General features: G+C 49.1%; 18 protein-coding genes. 11 read left to right on the plus strand and 7 right to left on the minus strand.

Annotated features, from left to right (window positions below; genetic code table 11):
• Positions 1-188: 188 nt before the first annotated feature.
• Entirely contained in the window at positions 189-1,808 is a 1,620-nt protein-coding gene (locus tag HQ41_RS03470) for a PH domain-containing protein (protein WP_044187973.1), read from the minus strand.
• Positions 1,798-2,337, minus strand: coding sequence for a PH domain-containing protein (locus tag HQ41_RS03475; protein WP_081964746.1), 540 nt, complete (start codon positions 2,335-2,337; stop codon positions 1,798-1,800). Before HQ41_RS03475 ends, HQ41_RS03470 begins: the two co-directional genes overlap by 11 nt.
• A 968-nt stretch (positions 2,338-3,305) precedes the next feature.
• Here HQ41_RS03475 and htpG point away from each other — a divergent pair.
• From htpG to HQ41_RS03505, 6 genes are all read left to right on the plus strand, one after another.
• Positions 3,306-5,363 carry a molecular chaperone HtpG gene (htpG, locus tag HQ41_RS03480; RefSeq protein WP_044187977.1) on the plus strand — a complete coding sequence of 686 codons (2,058 nt, stop codon included), beginning with the start codon at positions 3,306-3,308 and terminating at the stop codon, positions 5,361-5,363.
• Positions 5,364-5,519: 156 nt separating this feature from the next.
• Positions 5,520-6,164, plus strand: a complete 645-nt coding sequence (locus HQ41_RS03485) for a cell division ATP-binding protein FtsE (protein WP_235316900.1) — start codon at positions 5,520-5,522, stop codon at positions 6,162-6,164.
• 52 nt (positions 6,165-6,216) lie between these two features.
• Entirely contained in the window at positions 6,217-7,563 is a 1,347-nt protein-coding gene (locus HQ41_RS03490) for an aspartate kinase (RefSeq protein ID WP_044187981.1), read from the plus strand.
• A gap of 3 nt (positions 7,564-7,566) precedes the next feature.
• Positions 7,567-8,451, plus strand: coding sequence for a 1,4-dihydroxy-2-naphthoate octaprenyltransferase (menA, locus tag HQ41_RS03495; RefSeq protein ID WP_044187983.1), 885 nt, complete (start codon positions 7,567-7,569; stop codon positions 8,449-8,451).
• A gap of 66 nt (positions 8,452-8,517) precedes the next feature.
• A complete protein-coding gene (locus HQ41_RS03500; protein WP_044187985.1) occupies positions 8,518-8,835 on the plus strand; it encodes a metal-sulfur cluster assembly factor in 318 nt (105 codons plus the stop codon).
• Between the two features lie 4 nt (positions 8,836-8,839).
• Positions 8,840-9,637 (plus strand): UDP-2,3-diacylglucosamine diphosphatase, encoded by a 798-nt coding sequence (locus HQ41_RS03505; RefSeq protein ID WP_044187988.1) that lies wholly within the window; start codon positions 8,840-8,842, stop codon positions 9,635-9,637.
• 202 nt (positions 9,638-9,839) lie between these two features.
• Here HQ41_RS03505 and HQ41_RS03510 read toward each other — a convergent pair whose 3' ends face one another.
• From HQ41_RS03510 to HQ41_RS03520, 3 genes are read right to left on the minus strand one after another with little or no spacing between them, the layout of a single operon-like run.
• Positions 9,840-10,661, minus strand: coding sequence for a TrmH family RNA methyltransferase (locus HQ41_RS03510; protein WP_369794216.1), 822 nt, complete (start codon positions 10,659-10,661; stop codon positions 9,840-9,842).
• A complete protein-coding gene (locus HQ41_RS03515) occupies positions 10,627-11,385 on the minus strand; it encodes a biotin--[acetyl-CoA-carboxylase] ligase (protein WP_044187992.1) in 759 nt (252 codons plus the stop codon). The genes HQ41_RS03510 and HQ41_RS03515 overlap by 35 nt, the downstream gene beginning before the upstream one ends.
• A 31-nt stretch (positions 11,386-11,416) precedes the next feature.
• The gene (locus HQ41_RS03520) at positions 11,417-11,785 is read right to left on the minus strand and encodes an MmcQ/YjbR family DNA-binding protein (protein WP_044187994.1); all 369 of its coding nucleotides are present in this window, start codon (positions 11,783-11,785) and stop codon (positions 11,417-11,419) included.
• Positions 11,786-11,886: 101 nt separating this feature from the next.
• Between HQ41_RS03520 and HQ41_RS03525 the strand changes: the two genes are divergently transcribed.
• From HQ41_RS03525 to HQ41_RS03545, 5 genes are read left to right on the plus strand one after another with little or no spacing between them, the layout of a single operon-like run.
• Positions 11,887-12,468, plus strand: a complete 582-nt coding sequence (locus tag HQ41_RS03525; RefSeq protein ID WP_044187996.1) for a non-canonical purine NTP diphosphatase — start codon at positions 11,887-11,889, stop codon at positions 12,466-12,468.
• Positions 12,456-14,783, plus strand: a complete 2,328-nt coding sequence (locus HQ41_RS03530) for a FlgD immunoglobulin-like domain containing protein (RefSeq protein WP_152567323.1) — start codon at positions 12,456-12,458, stop codon at positions 14,781-14,783. Before HQ41_RS03525 ends, HQ41_RS03530 begins: the two co-directional genes overlap by 13 nt.
• A gap of 13 nt (positions 14,784-14,796) precedes the next feature.
• The gene (locus HQ41_RS03535; protein WP_044188000.1) at positions 14,797-15,543 is read left to right on the plus strand and encodes a lysophospholipid acyltransferase family protein; all 747 of its coding nucleotides are present in this window, start codon (positions 14,797-14,799) and stop codon (positions 15,541-15,543) included.
• Between the two features lie 32 nt (positions 15,544-15,575).
• Entirely contained in the window at positions 15,576-16,718 is a 1,143-nt protein-coding gene (locus HQ41_RS03540; RefSeq protein WP_044188001.1) for an EpsG family protein, read from the plus strand.
• Complete coding sequence (locus HQ41_RS03545; RefSeq protein WP_044188004.1) at positions 16,715-17,860, plus strand: glycosyltransferase; 1,146 nt, start codon at positions 16,715-16,717, stop codon at positions 17,858-17,860. The genes HQ41_RS03540 and HQ41_RS03545 overlap by 4 nt, the downstream gene beginning before the upstream one ends.
• Before the next feature lie 91 nt (positions 17,861-17,951).
• Here HQ41_RS03545 and HQ41_RS03550 read toward each other — a convergent pair whose 3' ends face one another.
• On the minus strand, positions 17,952-19,763 hold the full coding sequence (locus tag HQ41_RS03550; RefSeq protein ID WP_044188006.1) for a M6 family metalloprotease domain-containing protein: 1,812 nt from the start codon (positions 19,761-19,763) through the stop codon (positions 17,952-17,954).
• Between the two features lie 199 nt (positions 19,764-19,962).
• Positions 19,963-21,894 carry an Omp28-related outer membrane protein gene (locus HQ41_RS03555; RefSeq protein ID WP_044188008.1) on the minus strand — a complete coding sequence of 644 codons (1,932 nt, stop codon included), beginning with the start codon at positions 21,892-21,894 and terminating at the stop codon, positions 19,963-19,965.
• Between the last annotated feature and the right edge of the window lie 48 nt (positions 21,895-21,942).

A 21,942-nucleotide genomic window follows, 5' to 3' on the forward strand; every position in this document is an offset into this window, starting at 1 on the left:
TTGCAAAGATAGAGCAAAACTTTATTACAAACCAAATATTACAGCAAAATATTTTTACTACACTCCACTAAAACACAAACAAAACAATAAATATCAAATAATTAGAACCCAAGAAAAATTTCTCATCTAACGCCAGACATTTCCTTTATTGCTTTGCCCATATCGACTCTCCCTCCCCTACTATTCAGCTACACGGGCCTCTCACGAGAAGACTTGGAGAGGTAAATCCAGACCTCAATGAGGTGCTCCACCTCAGTCTTGTCAAGCGATCTTAGCACAAAGTCACGCCCCATCGTATCGATTTTGAGCGCACACGCATTAGTATACCTCTGCCAAGGAGCTTGAGTGATACGCATACGCTCTACCCGCTCGATGAGGATCCAAGTATCAATCTCAGCTAATGCACCACTAGAAACAACAAGGTGTCGATCAGTTGCAGCTACACCACTATACCTATATATACCATAGCTACGCAGAGCTCCAACAAACAATAGCAATACCCCAACCACTGTTCCTGCTAGCGCACTCCCGAAATCCCAAAGCAAGGCTGATGCACAGACAGATACGATTAACCAAAAAGACAATCGAGTATAGAAAAGCCCCACTCGGGCATGTAGCTTAGGGATAATCCACTCTCTACCACCTCCCCAATGATGAAGCAAACGATCGTAATCATCGAAGGCATTCAAGTTAATTAGCCCAGCCTCTCGCTGCTCGGTATCGAGGGCATAATCCGCAACCCCAAGACACACAGAAGAAGTATTGAAGATCCGCTCTAGATAATTCCTTTTAATCGTAAAGGTGATAATCTTGGAGAAGCGAATTTTCTTATACATCGTCGTAACCAAACCTCCAGTCCACTCAACACGATTGCCCCAAACCTTAATCTCTGCATGATAATTGAGATAGATATGACGACCGACCAGTAGCAGCACACTAATTACATACCCAGCCAAAAGAATAAGTAAAAATGATATTATCTGCGACCCATGCTCGACAACCTCAACCTGACTCTCGAGCCACCCTACCGCATCTGGAGCTAAAGTATCTGGGGAGAAACCTAGGTCTAAGTCGGAGATTGTGTCGAAGACAAAAGAGAAGATAAACCAAATATAGACGAGGCCTCGCAAATGATTTTGCATCAAGGCCCCCAAAATGATCTGCCGAAGCGAGTAGCGATAGCTCCAGCACTGCTCTTCAGTAGTCATCTGTGCAGAAGACTTGTCTATCGAGGAGAAACTCAGAGCCACAGATGCAACTTCCGCAAGATGGGCCGATACGCCCACTGGGCAGTCTGCAGCTAAGATCTCGGCCGAGGAGTCGAACTCAGAGTCGAGCAGATGCTCCTGCTGGTTTACCCATTGACGCAGAGCTTCGGCTTGTTTATTGGGCAAGATCAGTGTAACCTCCTCCTTCATACTAGCGACGCTATCTAGCACCAAGCCCTCTAGATCTAGGGCACGATAGAGGAGATTAACCCTAGATCTTAGGCTATGAATACGATCTATAGGAATGGTGCATGCCTCTCGACGAAAGAAAAAATTACGCTCAACATGTAGCATACCGCGTTCTACCCAAAACTGAGTACTGCAAGCAAGCCAAATAGCCCTCACGAGATCCAGCGGTAAGAACAGCACGAGTAGCCAATATGACCAACCAGCCATATCGACATCAAACACTCCGCTCACAAGCCCCAATAGGAAGAGGGCTATGAGCCAAATATACCCATAGCAAAACTCCAGAAACATCGCCAGCATCGCAGTGCGACCTAGCCTACTCCTCTGACTAAAATCGTAGCTAGTAGTCATGGCGTATCTGGGACAAAATATGGTCACGTAGTGCCTCCGCCTCACTCGCCTCTAGGCCTCTGATACGGCAAGAAGCACCGCCTGCCGCATCTACCTCCACAGTATAGAAATCGAGCAAGCGAGCTATAGGACTCTGAGATAGACTGACCTGCTGCACACGATCAAGGGGGATTGTCTCGGTCTTGACGAAAAACACACCCGAGCGATGACTAATATCATGCTCACGAACGGCATAGCCTCTGCGTGAGAAGCTCAAAGAGATTGCCCACAGACTAATCCCCAAACTTAAACACCACAGAGCGCCCAAAGCTAACAGTAACCACAGAAGAGCCGAGAGCTCCAACTCAACTATCGCCAATACTACTGCAAACACAACTGCCCCCAAGAGCCACAGCAAAACGAAGTTGATACGGATAACCTGAATATAACGAGGGAGTAATGGGCTAAAAGAGATCTGAGAGAGCTGATCTACAGACTCCAACGGAATTTGATGATTGGAGAAGTGCGCCTGAGTGGAGTCCTGTTGCATGATTTATAGAGTAGCTAGATGAACGATGTGATCACTAAATATCGTACGACTTGATCGGTAAATGGCTCAACACACGAAGATATACACTTCTCTCCAGAAATACAAGGAGATTAGGCGCCATAACAACCCCAATCTATCCATAGGAAAGAGGAACTCTCTAGTAGTAGCACCATGCATCGCAAGCAATAGCCCTGCCCAGCCCCCAACATAGCACGCACTATACCCCAATAGAGCACCCAACCGGCATCTCATTCTCCTACTTATTTGTTAAAGAATACAAACAAAATAACTCCCAAATTTGATCGTATGACCAAGCATTCCGTTAAGGCTCTCCAAAGGGACAAGAAGAATTGATGGGAAGATCTTGAGGGATTGATGGACTAATCCTCTGCGATGTGTCCACCAACCCATAAAGATTGATGGGAAGAAATACCTCGAAAGTGCACTATGGAGCCATAAAGCCGCCTAAACAAACAACACACAATGCTGATTAACAAATAGATATAAAAACCTCTCTTTAGACCACCCTTTGCAACTGCTGGAGGGGTAAGCCCCCAAACATAGCCCAACGTAATACAGGGCCTTCTAGGGGGCAAATACGAGATCTACACTTTTACACCCCAAGCACACAGAGATTTTCCCACCAACATTCTGAAACTTGGCCTAAAATCTAAATTTTGGGGAGCTCAAAATAATTCGATCTAGTAGCACACCGCTACGTCCATTCTCGAAGGCTAGCCCTCAACATCTCCCGCTACGCCTCTGCCACTCTAGATACATCATTCATCACCTACTGGGATTACTCTAGACTCGATGCGTCTACTCTTCTCCACCTACCCTACTTGACGTGCCGGAACAGCAGCTACTGACATCTATACTATGACATATTGACACATACCTCCCGTTGGCATCGTGTTTGCGCTTACCTTGCCCAGACAACAAATACAACATTAAAATAGAACGAAAGTATGAGCAAACAAGGTAAGATTGGGGTAACGAGCGAGAACATCTTCCCCGTCATCAAAAAATTTCTCTACAGCGAACACGATATTTTTCTGCGTGAGCTAGTCAGCAACGCAGTAGACGCCTCGCAGAAACTCAAGGCCTTGAGTTCTGCTGGCGAGTTCAAGGGAGAGATAGGCGACCTCAAGGTAACGATTTCCGTAGACGCCGAGGCTGGCACCATCACCGTGAGCGACCGCGGTATCGGCATGACGGCAGAGGAAGTAGACAAGTACATCAATCAAATTGCTTTCTCTAGCGCAGAGGAGTTTCTAGACAAGTACAAAGACGATAAGCTTGCCATCATCGGGCACTTCGGTCTAGGTTTCTACTCTTCGTTCATGGTAGCTAAGCATGTAGACCTCATCACCAAGAGCCACCGTGAGGGAGCTCAAGCGGTCAAGTGGAGCTGCGACGGATCGCCCGAGTATACAATAGAAGAGGTAGATAAAACCGATCGTGGTACGGATATTGTCCTCTACATAGACGATGAGAGCAAGGAGTTTCTAGAGAAGTCACGCCTAGAGGCTCTGCTCAACAAGTACTGCAAGTTCCTCACTATACCCGTCGTTTTTGGCAAAAAACAAGAATGGAAGGATGGCAAGATGCAGGACACAGATGAGGACAACCAAATCAACGATACCCACCCTGCATGGACCAAGAAGCCTAGCGAACTGAAGGACGAGGACTACAAAGCCTTCTACCGTCAGCTCTACCCAATGAATATGGAGGAGCCCCTCTTCTGGATTCATCTCAACGTAGACTACCCCTTCAACCTTACGGGGATTCTGTACTTCCCTAAGATCAAAAATCAGATGGAGCTACAGCGCAATAAGATACAGCTCTATTGCAACCAAGTTTTCGTCACCGAGGAGGTAGAGGGTATCGTACCTGAGTATCTGACGCTCCTGCATGGAGTGATCGACTCGCCAGATATTCCGCTCAACGTATCACGCTCTTATCTGCAGAGTGATGCTCAGGTTAAGAAAATCTCTAATCACATCACCAAGAAAGTGGCCGATCGTCTAGACGAAATATTCCGAAACGATCGCCCTCTCTTCGAGGAGAAGTGGGATAGCCTCAAGATCTTCGTACAGTATGGTATGCTGAGCGACGAGAAGTTCTACGACCGAGCTCAGAAGTTCGTACTACTGACCGACGTAGCAGGCAAGAAGTTCACAATCGAGGAATACCGTACCCTCGTCGAAGCTGAGCAGACAGACAAAGATGGTCAGCTCGTGATCCTCTACGCCGACAACAAAGATGCACTATACAGCCACATACAGAGAGCTGAAGCCAAGGGCTACTCAGTGCTGCTGATGGACGGCCCTCTAGATGTGCATGCCGTAGGACAACTGGAGCAGAAGCTCGAGAAGGTACGCTTCGTGCGTGTAGACTCAGACTCTGTAGCTAAACTCATCGTGAAAGAGGACGCCAAGGCTATTGCCCTAACTAGCGAGGAGCAGGCTCGTCTGGAGCAGATCTTCGCAGGTCGTCTACCCGAGCAGGAGAAAAAGCTCTACCATGTAGCTATCGAGTCTATGGGGGCAGAGGCTGATGCCGTACTGATCACTCAGGCCGAGTTCATGCGCCGTATGCAGGAGATGGCCAAGATGCAGCCGGGTATGAGCTTCTATGGTGAGATGCCAGAGAGCTACAATGTAGTACTCAACGCCGATCACCCGCTCGTACGCCGTATCCTCGACGACGAAGCTCAGGCTATCGAAGTAGGTCTGCAAGCTAAGCGAGATGAACTAGCAGCCAAGACGGCCGAGGTAGAGGCTGCACGCAAGGAGCAAGAAGGCAAGAAAGACGAGGAGATACCAGCAGCAGACAAGCAGGCGCTTGAGGATCTAGCCTACAAGCAAGCCGAGCTAGAGGGAGCGATCAAGAACGAACTCAAGGCCTATGGCGCTGGCAACGACCTAGTCGGTCAACTGGTAGATCTAGCTCTACTGGGGAGTGGACTACTGACGGGCGAGGCACTGGCTCGCTTCATACAGCGTAGCCAACGTATGCTCTAGAACAGGGGATAATATAGTATGCAAGGGCGTGGCGAAGGGAGGCTTTGTCACGCCCTTTTTGATAGCCACAGGGAGAACAAACTGCTCAAATCTGAAGAGTTTTGTGTAAGTTTGTAAGCTAATTATAGATGAATTATGAGCGAGCGAGATGTAGTTTTGGAATATAAGAAAACACAGATCTGTCGTAACGAACATATCTTGTTTGACCAATTTGATCTGCAGGTAGAGGCCGGGGAGTTTGTTTATCTGACTGGAGCAGTCGGGGCAGGCAAGAGCACTCTGCTCAAGACAATCTATGCAGATGTACCCGTGCGAGGGGAGGTGGCTCGGCTATTCGACTTCGACCTCACACGCCTCAAAAAGCGCCAAATCCCAGAGCTTAGACGCAGCCTTGGTATCGTATTCCAAGACTTCCAGCTACTACAGGACAGAACAGTGTACGATAACTTAGACATCGTCCTATGCGCCCTAGGCGTCAAGCGAGGGCAAGAGCGCCGTGAGCGCATCGAGCAGGTCCTCTCAGACGTAGGCCTAGAAACCAAGGGCTACAAGTACCCTCAAGAACTCTCGGGGGGGGAGCAGCAACGCACCGCTATTGCCCGAGCCTTGCTTGGTCGGCCCCGTATGCTACTGGCCGATGAGCCTACGGGTAACTTGGACCCAGATAGTGGTGTCGCCATTACGGAGCTCCTACATCGCCTTGCACAAGAAACTAACGCAGCCGTCTTGATGGCCACGCACAACCTATCGGTCATACAGCGCTTCCCCGCTCGCATCTTAGATATTAGCTCGCTACGCTAGAGTAATTACCGCTGGAATCATTGATCATTTCACAACATAAAGAATTACTTCGTTGAAGGTTATGAAATTTGGAGGCACATCGGTTGCCTCCGCAGAGCGCATCAGACACGTCGCTGATTTGATAACATCTACCCCAGAGCCTAAGCTAGTCGTGCTATCAGCCATGGCTGGCACTACCAATATGCTCGTGGAGATAAGTAGACAGCTTGTAGCACGTCATAGGCACGAGGCCCTGACGATGCTTACTAGGCTCAAACGTAAGTATGAGATCGAAACGCAGGCTCTCTTCCCCGATCCTGCGAGCTATGACCGTAACTGGACCATAGTGAATGAAACGTTCTTTTTCCTCGAGCAGATCTGCTACGTGGAGAATTTTACTCTCTTCGACGAGAAAAAGATACTAGCGCGAGGCGAGCTACTGAGCACAGCGATGATGCTTGGGCACCTTGCCGATCGTGGCTACAAGGCCGTGGGGCTACCAGCTCTGGAGTATATGCGTACAGACAAAAATGCAGAGCCAGACGAAGACTACATCAGAGAGCATCTGCGTGCTATCATAGACAAGGCCCCCAAAGACACTAAGCTATTCATCACCGAGGGGTACATCTGCCGCAATGCTTTCGGCGATATCGACAACCTACAACGTGGGGGTAGCGACTACACCGCCTCGCTCGTCGGGGCAGCCTTAGAGGTCGACGAGATTCAGATCTGGACGGATATTGACGGCATGCACAACAATGACCCTCGCTTCGTTGAGGCTACGGCTCCCGTCCGTCGCCTCCGCTTCGAGGAGGCAGCGGAGCTGGCCTACTTCGGCGCTAAAATCCTCCACCCAACTTGCATCAAGCCTGCACAAGCTAAGTCTATCCCCGTTCGACTGCTTAATACGTTAGCCCCCGAGGCTCCCGGCACACTTATCTCGACAGATACAGACAAGGATCTGATCAAGGCCGTGGCAGCCAAGGACGAGCTAACAATGATACGTCTACGCTCCAGCCATCAGATGACGCCTTGGAGCTTTATGAGTAAGGTTTTCGGTCTCTTCGAGCACTACCGTATCCCCATTGATATGGTAGCCTCCGCTGAGGTAGCCGTTTCGCTTGCTGTGGAGCGTGGCAGGCTGACTCCTGAGTTCATCGCAGAGCTCGAGGCTCTTGGCACTCTAGAGCTAGAGCATAACCTAACTATCGTGTGTGTGGTAGGCGATATGGAATGGGAGAATGTAGGCTTCGAGGCACAAATCCTATACGCACTGAGGGAAGTACCAGTCTTGATGATCTCCTACGGCGGTAGCGACTACAATCTATCTGTACTGGTAGATGCCGAGGATAAGCGCAAAGCTCTGCTTGCCCTGAATGAGCATCTCTTTGAGCCAACAATAAGACAGTCTAAGCCCTAGGGTATGAGCACTTACTCCAGACCTCAGCTTTGGCTTGGTCTACTTCGCCCCAAGACACTCTTCTCCGGGCTATCGTCGGTACTCGTGGCCATCGGCTACGCCTATAGCCAAAGTCACTCGAGCTGGCTCATTTCAGTACTCCTAATCTTGCTAGCCGTCAGCGCACAAATCGCCAGCAATATCGCCAACGATCTGATTGACTATAAGCGTGGAGCGGATACAGAGTACAGAACAGGACCACTACGCCCTCTGAGTAAGGGGCTCATCAGTCTGAGAGAGGTCAGAGCTGCTCTAGCCGTCAGCCTAGTGGTGCTATTGACTTGCGGCCTCTCACTCATAGCGATGTCCTCTTGGTGGCTACTGCTAGTAGGCTTGGCTATTGTGCTTGGCATTTTTGCTTACTCGGGCGGTCCCTATCCTCTCTCGTACAATGGTTTTGGCGAGGTAGCCGTACTGATCTTTTTCGGCTGGGTACCAGTAGTCACGAGCTACTATATACTCGGCGGAGATCCTCTAGACTCTACGCTGTGGCATCTAGCTACGGCTATTGGTCTAGCCAGTGCCAATATCCTCTTGGTCAATAACTATAGGGACTACGCCGAAGATAGCCAAACAGGCAAGCGCACTATAGTCGTACGCTTCGGGCGAGATTTCGCCCCCAGACTCTACATGACCAATGGTTTGCTGGCTATGGGACTACTCTACCCGCTCTTCTCCACATGGTCTTGGGTACTACTACAGATTTATATACTATCTTTCTTGCAAGCACATAGGTCCTTGCAGAGAAGCGAAGGGGAGGCGCTCAATAGAACTCTAGCCCTTACGGCTCGCAACGTTTTCGTCCTAGCACTTATTATCCTTGGTCTACTCTGGCTTCGACCAGTGTAGGCTTTTGTCTATTTTGTGGATTTAGGATAAGTTTGCGCCTCATTCATCAATCAATTAGCTACAACAATGAGCAATCAATATCTAGAAATGGAAGAGCAGATCGTGGCCATGCTACGTACTGTATATGACCCCGAAATCCCTGTCAATGTCTATGATTTGGGACTAATCTACAATGTAGATGTAGACGATAACAAGTTCGTCACCATCACAATGACCCTCACCGCCCCCAACTGCCCTGCGGCAGACTTCATCGTCGAGGACGTGAAGATGAAAACCGAATATGTAGATGGAGTAACGGGCGTAGCCGTGGAGCTGACCTTCGAGCCCGAGTGGAATAAGGATATGATGAGCGAGGAAGCCCTCCTCGAGCTAGGTTTCCTCTAGGGCATTGGCTGTGACAAGGGACAAGATCTACTTCGTCAGTGATGTGCACCTAGGCTCGGGCTATCACGCAGATCCTATGGCAGTAGAGCGACGGCTCGTGCGGTGGCTTGAGTCTGTGCGCCCCTCGGCTCGGGCAGTTTATTTCCTTGGAGATATATTTGACTATTGGTTCGAGTACCGCAAGGTTGTTCCTCAGGGTTATGTTCGCTTCCTCGGACTACTTGGACTGATGAGCGATGAGGGTATAGAAATTCACTTCTTCGCAGGCAATCACGACGTTTGGTTCGCCGACTATCTACCACGAGAGATTGGTGCCACCATTCATCATAGAGCAGAGATCGTACAGCTTATGGGCAAGACCTTCCGCCTTGCCCATGGCGACGAAGAATACAGTCAAGAGAACTGGAAGGATCGTTTGATTTACCATATCTTTAGGTCGCGCATTTGCAGAGCCCTCTATGCAGCTGTTCACCCTCGCTGGACCGTAGGACTAGCCGAGTCGCTCTCTCTACGCAGCCGGCGTAGAGGACTGCAGCTCCAAACTATCGGGCGTATCCCCCACGCCTACCACAACGAGTACTTCGACGTCGAGAAGGAGCTACTCGTCACCAAGGCCAAGGAGTATAGCCAAGAGATACCCGAGGTTGATTATTTCCTTTTTGGGCATCGACACCTGATGCTCGATATGGCGCTACGCAACGACAAACGAGTAATAATACTTGGCGACTGGCTACGCTACAACTCGTACGCAGTCTGGGACGGAAGCTATCTATCTCTAGAGCAATTTGAGGTAATAGACTAGGGCTCATAAATGGAGGAATGCATCGTGCGTGCAACTGCAATGCCACTTACGACATTTGCTCTGCATGGGCTCGGCCATCAGTTGGGGTCAGATACACCAGTATGCTCCCCCAAACCTCGGGCTTGGGGCCTTCCATCTTACGTATTCTGAAATACCTAAAAAGGGGCTATGGCAAAATTCACTTTTGCCATAGCCCCTTTGCTCATTTCATTACCCCTCGCCTAAACTCTGACAAGCAGATCGCTGTAGCTATGGCTACATTGAGAGACTCGCTCCCCATACCATCGGACGAATAAGGTGGGATATAGATGCGCTTTGAGATATAGGGTTTAACTTCTGGACTAATGCCATTCCCTTCATTCCCCATGACGAGGAGTTGTCCGTCGGGAATGTCGGTAGACAACCCCATTTGATAGATGGGTTCCCCGTCTAGGAAGGTCCCATAGATCAGCCCTCGGTAGTGTGCAAGAAAATCTCTAGTGTCACCTTGTAGCCTAGGAGTATGCACTCTACAGAGTGCCCCCATTGTGGCTTGTACTACCTTTGGAGAGAATGGATCAGCACACCCAGAGCTGAGCACGACATCGCCAATACCGAACCAGTCTGCTGTACGAATGATTGTACCTAGATTGCCGGGATCTTGTACATTATCTAGAAGCATAACTAGCTCTTGGGAAGCATACAAGCGCTCTACACTGAGCTCTGGCAGATGAAACAGAGCTAGAGTAGCCTGAGGTGACTTGAGAGAGCTAATCTTGGAGAAATCGAAGCTATCGCTTACTACTTCGCAACTCTCAGGGCGTAGCTCTAGGGGCAGCTCGCCTATACGCTTACTCAATAGATTGTACTCCTTGGGCTTGACAATAAGCAGTGCGCAGGCAAAGCTGCCAAGCATATCATGAACAAGCTTGATCCCCTCGGCGACGAAGAGATTATGCACCTTGCGCTCGGAGGCTTTGCTGAGCGATCGGATAAATGCAAGGTCGGGCTTACTCAGCATCGAACTGTATCTCCTTGAAGGCATAAGTAGACTCCGCACCGTCCTCTCTCTGCAAGACAATCTGCCCGGTAGGGAGTACATCTTTGATTGAAGCCAAGAAGTGACCTTGGGCATCTGTAAACGGGTGCAAACCTCGGCGGCGATAGAGGCGACGCATGTATTCACGGTGCACCTCCGCATAGTTCCCAAGAAGAAACTCCTCAATCATAAAGCCGTAACGCTTCATCAGACGGCGAAGTACTTCGTCTGGGTCGTAGCTCTCCCCTGTAATCTGTTTAAGTGATATAGGGTTAGGTATATCTGCTGGGAAAGACTCTTCATTGAGATTGAGACCAATGCCCGCCACAGAGTAATCTATATGCTCGCCTGTGATACTGTGCTCAATAAGGATACCTGCGATCTTTTTATCTTCGTAGTAGATATCGTTGGGCCACTTGATCTTGAGCTTATAGGCTTGATCTTCGTCAAGGTAGCGTGCGATAGTTTTGAGCAGGCCGTAGGCCACTAACTCACTTACGGCATACTGGTCCTGCGGAGCAATGTAACCGTTGCGTATTAGGAAAGAGAATGTGAGGTTTTTGTTTGCCGAGGTGTACCACGAATTGCCTCTCTGGCCACGCCCGTGAGTTTGGTTACGAGCAACTACAGCGAATAGCTGTGGTAGATTACGATCCTGCTGGAGCATTTCCATGAGATAACTATTGGTGCTAGCCGCTTCGTCTAGGAAGAGAAATCTGTCTGTCGTCATAATAGTTCCGTATGTATTCTGTGTAACTGTTCTATGGATTAGAGGCTGTACTCTTTAGGCGTTCACGCTCTTTTTTGGTCAGACCACGCCAAACTAGATCGTAGGAGTGCTGCACCAGATCAAGCACGAGCTCTCTGGGTAGGCCACGACGTAGATGTAGGCCATTCCAATGTGCCTTATTCATATGGTAGGCTGGCTCAATCGCATCATAGTGCGCCCTGAGATCAATGGCTCGATCAGGATCGCACTTGAGGCAGATATAGGGCTCTTCTCTGTCTAAGGGAATATAGCCAAACATCTTGCTCCCAACCTTAAAAACTAAGACTGTATCATCGAAAGGGAAGCTCTCGGATACGTAATCCAACTTGAGGTAGAAGTCCCTAATTTGTTCGATATCCATCTTTAATAGTTATATTTGTCTGCCTAACTTTTTGGTTTTTTGCTCCACTTAGGCAAGTATAATTTGTTGGTTTAAGATACAAAACTCCATAAACAAAAGTAATGAAAAAACTAGTGTTTGCGACGAATAACGCACACAAGTTGGATGAGATACGTGGGATCTTGGCAGGGCAAGTGGAGGTTATTAGCCTCAATGACATCGGCTGTAACGATGATATAGCAGAAACAGCCGACACGCTCGAGGGGAATGCCCTTATCAAGGCTCGCCACATATACGATAAGTACGGACTATATTGCTTTGCCGATGATACTGGGCTAGAGGTTGAGGCTCTTGGAGGTGCTCCCGGCGTCTACTCTGCTCGCTATGCTGGGGAGCATTGTAGCCCCGAAGACAATATCATCAAGCTTCTAGGAGAACTGGAGGGTACCCCGACTCCTCGCCTTGCAGCTTTCCGCACGGTAATTGCTTTGATAGACGATAGTGGGGAGCATCTATTCGAGGGCTGCGTCCGAGGAGAGATTATCGAGCAGAGAGAGGGTACTACAGGCTTTGGGTACGACCCTGTTTTTCGCCCAGAGGGCTACGATCAGACCTTCGCAAGCCTCGGGGAAACGATTAAAAACAAAATAAGCCACAGAGCCAAGGCTGTAACTTCATTAGCCGAGTACCTATGCGCAAACTAATTCTTGCCCTAATGCTCAGTTTTCCACTGTTGCTCTCTGGGCAGGAAAGTATTTGGCAAACTTGGGTAGTACGCAAGCATACGACGAGTATTGCCGCTGCCGAGAAGCATTTGTTTGCCGTCGCAGACGGTAGCCTCTACTCAATCGGACTGGACAATGCCGACCAAGTAGACCTCTATGATAGAGCAAATGGGCTAAGCGATGTTGGGATCAGCCAAATCGCATGGTGCGCTGCGGCCAAGCGCTTAATTATTTACTACACTTCTGGAGGGATAGATCTACTCTCCAGCAAGGGAGTAGAGCATATAGATGCGCTCAAGACCTCCAACCAAATGACACGCCGAGCCTTATACCAGATTAGCATCTATGGAGAGAGAGCTTGGCTAGCAGGCGAGTTCGGCATTATACAACTCAATGTCGCCCGTGGACAGATCGAGGCAACGTACAGGAGCAATCGTCCTATCAACTCAATTGCAATCAGCACCGATGGCAAGCAGATTGCCTGCGTAGAGGGACCGAACATAAAGATAGGCCTGCTCGCAGATAACCTACAAGACCCTAGCCTTTGGCGATCGGTAACACTACAACCCGAGAACAAAAAGGCCAAATGGCAGGCTATTGGCTATGCTGGTACCACACTCATAGGGCTCGCAACAGATGGTATTCTCTACCATCTGCAAGAACAGAGAGCTAAGATATTACCCCACGAAGCCAAGATCACGAAATTAATCCCCAGTGACACTGAGCTCTTCGTGCTCTCGAGTTCCTCTATCTTTTCGGTAAGCGAAGATCTTAACGTACACCTCATTGGTGCCTCTTCTGGCGACTTTTTGCCAACTGGGAGCGTCCAGAAAGGACATATCTGGCAGGCAACAGGAGGCAGTGAGATAGCCCATTTTAGACGTACGGGCGATGCTTGGGATCGGCAAATGCTGAAGCCTACAATAGAAGGGCCAGCCTCGAATGTCTTCTATGCGATGAAGCACAAAGGCAAACACCTCTATACCGTCAATGGCGGACGAGGAACAGATCGCTTCCGGACTCAAGGCGTTGTGCAGCTATTTGACGGCAAACATTGGTCAGCCCTACTAAATACAGATGTCGAAGCTCAATCCGGTGTTCCCTTTCTTGACCCAATAGATATATTACCACACAAAGACGGAGAGGCTAGCCACTACTATGTGGCTAGTTGGGGCGAGGGGTTGTACGAATTCTACAACGGTAAGCTCGTGAACCGCTTCCACGAAGAGAATAGCACATTGGCCTCAGCCGTCCTAGGCTCTCCACACTATGTGCGTGTCGGAAGTCTCACCTACGACAGACGAGGCAACCTGTGGATGGCCCAAGGCGGAGCCGAAGGAATGGGCATCAGCGCTATCTCTCGCATGAGCCCAGAGGGCAAGTGGTATGCGTATGACTATCCTGCGATAAGGGGAACTAACTCTTTTCACACGCATATTGTCTTACCAAACGGCACAAAGTGGTTGCTTGACAGTCACAAGTCCGACCACGGCGAGGGGGTATTCGTCTATCAAGATCATGGTACAGACGATCTCTCGGACGACGCCTCGGCGCACTACTCTACCATGACAGAGCTAAGTGGGCGTAGTGTTAGCTTCTCTAAGCTAACAGCATTGGCTCTAGACCGTAGAGGCATTCTATGGGTTGGCTCCAATATAGGCTATTTCTCTGTACTCAACCCCGGACGCACACCTCAAGCCTCTCGTCCTCCTACGGTATCTAGACCTATTGGTGGAGAAGCCCCAAATTTGTTTTATGTGCTAGACAACGTTCCCATCACCACCATCGCAGTTGATGCGATGAACCGTAAATGGCTAGGCACCGAGAGCAGTGGTCTGTATCTGATTTCGGAAGATGGGCTCCAAGTGCTGCGACACTACCACAAGGACAACAGCCCTCTTCTAGACAATCGTATACTTAGCCTAGCGATAGACGAAGGCAAAGGACTGCTGTACATCGGCACTGGTTTTGGGCTTAATGTACTGGAAACAGCCACGAGTCCCGAAAATCAGACTAAGCGCCCAAGCGCTATTGCCTATCCCAACCCACTGCGTCCCGAGCACCCTGACGGCATTACCCTAGAAAGCTTGCCTGCAGGAGCAAATATCCACATCAGTGATGCTAGCGGTCGTCTAGTACATCAAGCGAGGTCGGTGGACCAAAGCTACCGCTGGGACACTTATACCAACCAAGGCGTGCGCTTACCCAGCGGTATCTATCATATACGTGTCTATGCACCTGATGGCTCCGAGGCACAGCTAATCAGCGTATCAATCATTCGTTCTATTGATTAAACCATGTCAAGATATGCGTAGAGTATTATTTTACCTCTATTATTTCCCTGTGGGCCTCTCTCTCTTTGTGCTCACGACGATTATCTGTTCGTTGACAATTATCCTAAGCTGTATGGTTGGCTATGGGCATTGGGCAACTCGATACGTCGGTCGCCTATGGGCTAAAGCCTCCTTGGCTCTACATTGGTGCCCTATCACGGTTGAGGGACAAGAATACCTACCCAAGCAGGACGAAACCTACGTTGTTGTAGCCAATCATCAGAGTGCTTTCGATATCTTCGTCCTATACGGATACATAGACCTACCGTTTAAGTGGGTTCTCAAGGAAGAGCTGCGCAAAATGCCTTTCGTAGGTAAAGCTTGTGAGGCCTCAGGTTTCATCTTCGTGGACGATACCAAACCCTCCTCTATCACTCAAACTATGGAGCAGGCACAAGCCGTCCTCTCCAGTGGCAATTCTATATTCATATTCCCCGAGGGGAGCCGAACAATCACTGGTAAGATGACTCGCTTCAAGAAAGGAGCTTTCATCATGGCAAGCCAGCTCAATACACCCATCTTGCCAGTATCCATAGATGGAGCGTTTGATGTGCTCAAGCGTGGACATAAGCTGGTCAAACCACATCGCATTCGCCTAACGATACATGCGCCTTTCTCTCCGTGTGACTACGGCGAAGCTCCACGCAATATCATGGCATCTGCTCAAGAGGCACGTACACGCATTGCCTCAGTCCTACCAATGGAGCAAGAAGCTAGCTAAAAGCGACACCCAGCCCAGCACCCAACCGCTCTATGAGTCCGCTCACATACTACATCATCTTCTATAGTATATTCATTGGGCTATTACTGGCTGCCAAACTCTATCGCCAGAGTGAGCGTATCTGCCAGATCTTGGTGTGGGTACTGCTTACACTTTTCTCGGGCTTACGTGTGGGACCCGGTAGAGATTATCTCGTCTATCTCAACGCCTACACGGACCCGATGAGTAGTAGCGCACAGTATCTTGAGTTCTCTTGGGGCTTCATCAATCATATCTGTCGGGATCTTCTAGGTATGCCTCTGCACTTCTGGCTGATGTGGATTGCGGGACTTACCTACGCTCTAATGCTATACGGCTTCAGACGTTGGCGAATAGATTGGGTGTGGGGAATACTGACCTACGTACTTATATATAAAGGGTTCTTCGAGTCTCTCAATACAATCCGCCAATGCCTAGCGGTTTCAATGGTTTTCGCTGGCTCTGCTTCTCTAATGGTCGATCGCAAACCTATCCGATTTGTCGGCAGCGTTTTGCTAGCCTCGCTTTTCCATTCGTCGGCAATTCTATCTCTAGCTCTCTATTTTCTTGTCTACCGTAAGTACTCCAGATGGCTGCTCTTACTAGCTCTAGGGGTAAGCTTCGTCACAGGCCTCACTCTCTTCCCTATGCTACTCGATGCCTTCGGATCATTCATACCACAGAGGTATGCCCTCTATCTATCAAGCGATGAAACAGCTACCCAAACCATATCGGGGTTATATAAGATTTTCTTAAATCTATTCGCCTCTTTTCTTGCCATCCGCAGTGGTTGGGGGGGAGAGTTAGACAAACGAGCGACCTTTGGTGTGCAAGCCATCGCACTGTCTGTATGTATGTACAACATTCTCTCTACCTTTGAGCCGGGGCTAAGACTGATGCTCTACCCATACGCCATGATATTCATTTGCTTCCCTCTCTTACTCAAACATAATCGTGGGATATGGCGTATAGGCACAGCAACCTTTCTCTTAGGCTTCTCTCTACTTACCTTCAAGGAGATTAGCAATCCCGAAGAGCCATACGCTCATTACCAGACAGTCTACGACCTGACTACTCCTACCAATCACATGCAGAAAATAGAAGATCGAAAAGAATGGACGAGGTCCCAAGGAGCCCAAGGAAGATATGATCTATGACTAAGACCCCAATAATTTATGTAATCAACGCTCTACCAAAGCTAGGCCCCGTACACGTCTTAGAGAGTTTGATACGAGCTATCGACCGTCGGACATTTGCCCCTGTTATCATTTGCCTCAGAGGCAAAGATCCCAAGGGATATGATGAGGTTTTTGCACAAATGGGTATCTCGATCCACTACCTAAATCGCAGCTTCGTAGAGCTAGAGCTGATGACAAGTACCGTCGCTAGACAAGTAATGCGCCTCGCAGACCAACACGGAGCCAACATTGTGCACGCACACGGCTACCACCCCGATCTCGTCGTTTCGCATCTACCCAAACGTTTTGCACGCATCTCTACACAGCACAACATCAGTCGGGCAGACTTCACTTTTGGCAAAGGCAAATGGTTAGGTCGATATATGGATACACGTCTGTGGTCTAGGCTAAAGCATGTAGATGCGGTCGTCGGGATAACCGACCATGTGGCGGGCTACTGTATTGATCGCCTAGGCGATAGCCCAACCTCTGTAGTAACGATACTCAATGGCATAGACACGGCAACCTTTTGTCCTCTCCCCGATGAGGAGCGAATGATCCTGCGCCGACAACTCTTCCCTAGCGTGACACCACAGGGCCTAGTATGGATTGTCTGTGGTTCTCTCTCCAAACTCAAAGATCCACTACTGATCATACGTGCCTTTGTCTATCTATTGAGTGTAGAGGCAATACCGAGGGATAGTGTGCTTGCCCTCATTGGTCAAGGCGAACTGGAGGGCGAGTGCCGAAATGCTGCTCTAGGCCTTGAGCAACAGGTGCAGATACTAGGCTTCAAGACGAATGTAGCAGACTACCTGAAAGCCGCTGACGCCCTCGTGACAGCCTCACACAGTGAAGGATTCGGGCTAAATGTAGCCGAAGCACTACTGACTCAGGTACCAGTCGTAGCAACAGACCTACCCGTCTACAGAGAGTTGATGCTGCACGATCCAGCTCTACTGGAGCTACTCTACCCAATAGGAGATGCCAAGGCTCTAGCCAAGGCACTACTGGCTTCCCGCAATATGAAGATCCCCCTAGAGCTACACCAGAGGCTTAGAGAACACCTCAGCCAAGAGCGTATGGCCAAGCAATACGAAGCCCTCTATCAACAATACTAGTTCGATAGAGGGCTTCGGCTATTTTACTATTACCAGCATCTAGAAGTAATGAGCTCTGTGCTAGTAGGGCCTAGCTCTGTATGGCTCTTACCTAGGGAATCAGCACTTTATAGGTTCTCTTGCCAACCTGTATAACATACTGACCCGTAGGCAAAGGCAGGCTATTCTTGCCCTCTGCGGACATGAGGCTAACCACTTCCATACCCTCTAGACCATACACACGTACAAGCTGTGCCTCCGACATGGTCAGGTGAAGCATACCTCTACTCAAAGAAATAGATACAGCCCGATCATTGATAGCGTCTAGACCAACAGTCCCTCCCATGAAGCTGAAAGTAATCTTCTTATCCTTCTCTGTGATACCCGTAATTGGCTTACCCAGATATTCGCCCGTATATAGTATAGAGGCGGGGGAAGACTGATCGGTAAACTCAGTCTTATTGAGAGGACCGGGGAATAGGTCTTCCTCCTCGGTCATGTAAGAGGGACTATTATCTGCAGTGACAATCTGATAGTGAGGATATTCGACTGTACCTGTTCGATTGACGGCATTGAGCTCCCAGAGCGACTTGGAGTAGTCCACATGAGTGATCATCAAACCATGGCCGGGAATATGTGCGTCCCAGCCAGTCTTCTGTCTATTCTCCAGCAAGAAGTACTCATTAGGATTTTTGTCTGAGTATATAATGCAAGCTTGATTGTGGGTATTGATAGGGTCGAGCGTTACAAGCTCTGGGTTGGTAAGCTGCTTGGGCTCGAGCCAACCGACAAACATACGCTCATAAGAGGTATAGCCTGCTGGAGTATTGGCGTTGTTGTTGTACGAGCCACGGTCCATAAGGCTCCATGTGCCCACACCATAGTTACCCATAAAGACTGCAGCCGTGTCGTAGAAGTCGGGCAATCCGAAGCAATGCGTAAACTCGTGGCAGAAAGTCCCAATGCCATCTAGGTTGCGGCCTACAGCCCCTCTGAGCTCCGAGGTGCAAGCATAGCGCTCTACAGCAAGATCCCCGAGTTTAACGCCCTTGTAGCCTGCCTCCGTCATGGTCCAAGCATGTGCCCAAATAGCAGCACTAGGGCCACCCTGAGCCTCGTTGTAGCCAGCATATATGACGAAAACTAGGTCAATAATGCCGTCCTTGTCATTATCATACTCGGAGAAATCCATCCCCCCCCTCTTGGTAAGTAGCTCACAAGCCTCTTTGATCAGCTCGGCCGCTTTGGCATCGTGGCCCGTGAGGCTTCTCTGCCCATAGTAGGCCATAGGGCGGGATACAGTGATTGGCTCAGTAACATCGAATATGGGAGTAAACTGGCCATGAGATTGGTCTGAGAAGTAATCACGAGCACTACCCGTGGCACCACCCTCCTTGTAGCCCTTCTCGTTCATCTGTGCTGTGATGCGCTTCTGGGGATCTTTTACCTTAAATTTAAGGTCACTATACTCTACTAGGAGGATCAATCCCTTGGGGCTCCCCTTGGTAGGGAACTTATCTCTCGCTGCATGCTCACGCAGAGGGCTTGCCTCTCGTTTTTGATAGACGGCTGCCCTAAAGTCCTGAGCAGACAAAGAACTCAAGAATATGCACTCCTCCTTGGTTCTATCTTCTGGATCACGAGCGATGAAAGCAGAAGATGAGATATTGTGCCCATCGGAGAGGGTCGCATACTTGAGGTAACCATCAGTGTCCTCAAAAAGCATAAACCCATCAGTCGTAGTATGATAGTTGAAGTGCTCATCACCCTGCAAAACGATGGTAACCGTAGAGCCATCGGGTTGAGTAAAGAGGCGGATGACTCGATCTGCGGGAGCAGACGATACAATCCCCTGCGCTACAATGAGCGACATAGCACCTAGTAGAGTTTTTCGAGCTACTCGGCGTAAGAAGTTTGTCTTCATAAATCTAAGCTTTAACGTAAGAAAGAATAGGAAAGGGGCTGTGACACAACATGAATCTCTGCACAGCCCCCATAGAGTATCCCAGCATACACCCGAATGCTACTGCCCCAAAGCTAATATCTAAGCTAGTACCGGACCAGCACCCCAAGCCAAGTAGCATTTGATGTGTGGTAACACATCCGCAAACCTTGATAGGTCTTTATTTGACAAGTAGTCTATGAGCAGTAGTAGTACGTCCATTAGAGATCTGCACAACATACTGTCCCGCTGCTAGATGCTTGGGAGAGAAACGCAGGCCTGCGAGATTGTAGACCGCCACTATGTCGAAGCCCTCTGGTACCTGCACAGCATCTGAGGCATACCACACCTTGGGCTCAGCCATAGGCAGGAGCACATCGCTACTATCGCTACTCATTACCTTAAACTCATCAACATTGTGTACTCTGAGCTGATCGTACTTGCCGCCATAGTTGTTTACGAAAGCAACGATGCGCAGATGCTGCTTATTCCACTCATCTTTGAGCTTGATACTAAAATCCTTGCGATAAGTGTAGTTGCTCACATCTAGCCTATCTCCCCATGCCGAAGACGATAGGACCGCACGTACCACACCATTCTGAATGTACTCGGCCTTGCCTGTCTGGGTAGTAGACTTGATTGAGTCCTCGACCAGCATAACCGTCAGGTGCGGATCCTTGGTAAATGGGAGTTCGTTGGCAGCAGACTCACCCTCGATCGTCACATCAAGCACATTAGTATCTTGATTGAGTTTTACCTTACCCTTGACCGATATAGTAGCAGGGAACGAAAGACCTAGCCGAATAATCCTATCAACAAAAGACTCGCTATTGAGGAAATAGGCAGGCCCCTTCTCCACGTCGAAATAGGGGTATATATCCCTATTAACAGCGATCGCAGGCAAGAAGGTTCTCCCCCCCTCAAAGAAGAGTTTATAGGCATCAACGTATGGTAGAGCATAGGCATCTTCATAGATGTGATGCTTGATCCAAACTGCGTCTTTAGTCTTATTAATCGAAATGGTATAGAGCGAGTCTGCGACAGGCATCGAGTGATGCGACTCTGCGGTGAACTGCTCGAAGAGTACCTTCTTGGGCATCAACTCACGCCCCTCCTTGAGCACGAAAACATGTTTGGGGAGCATATTATCCTTGACATCCTTATCCTCTCCTCCATTAACAGAGAGCACAGAGAAATCGATCTTGTGGTTACCCTCCTTAGGGTAGCGAATACCCTTCATATTAATCCGCATCTCCAAGCCCGTAGGCACATCTATATTATCCACGATCAGCTTCTGGAACTCTACGCCACCAGACTTGGCAGAGAGCGTAACCTTCTTGACATTGTCTCTAGAATAGTTACGCATTAGGAAGAACGCCTCCGAAGGTGTGTTCTGCCTTACGAAGTCTGATGCGTCTAGTCGGCGGATCCCTACGTCGTTGAGCGGAACATTGTTGCCCTTGATGTAGGCATACACGGGGAAGTTGTAGTCGGTTTCATCTCCGAATCGGTCGAATGGCGACCACGTAGATCGGTCCAAAAAGAAGTTTGCATTACTCTCTCTGAAGCCTCGCTCATAGCAAGCCTTAACGACTGGCATGACAGCATTGCTATAGCTGGCAACCATGCCAATATAGAGGGGAGTATCCTTCTCAATTGTGATCTCTCGATTTAGGGCTATGGTATTCCACGAGTCCACCTTGACATCTGGAACAGTCTGACTGTGCATATAGGTAGCGGGATCTGCATGTAGGTCTTTGGTCACAAAGACCCTCATCGAACCCATAGTGCTGGGGCTAGAGGCGTGATAGAATACGATATCGGTGAGCTTATTGCCAACATACTTATTGAGGATATCTCCCTTGAGCAGTACAGCCGCACCATAGTCAATAGGACCTCCATGCATCTGTAGGGTAAATGATCTATCCACTCTATCCGTGGCATAACCGACACGTAGTTTATCGTCCTCGGCACGTAGCTCACTCTTGCCTGCACGCAGCTGCGTATCATTAATTTCCGATTTGCCTAGGACGAAGCGTCCTAGATCTTGAGCAAGCCCTAGATTTGAAGAGAAGGCTAGAAGAGCCGACAAAAGTAGAAGTTTCTTTCTCATGAGTTTCTATAGATAAATATCAGAGGATAGAGCAGTGCTCTATCCTCT

Source organism: Porphyromonas sp. COT-290 OH860 (genome assembly GCF_000768935.1).
Taxonomy (GTDB): domain Bacteria; phylum Bacteroidota; class Bacteroidia; order Bacteroidales; family Porphyromonadaceae; genus Porphyromonas.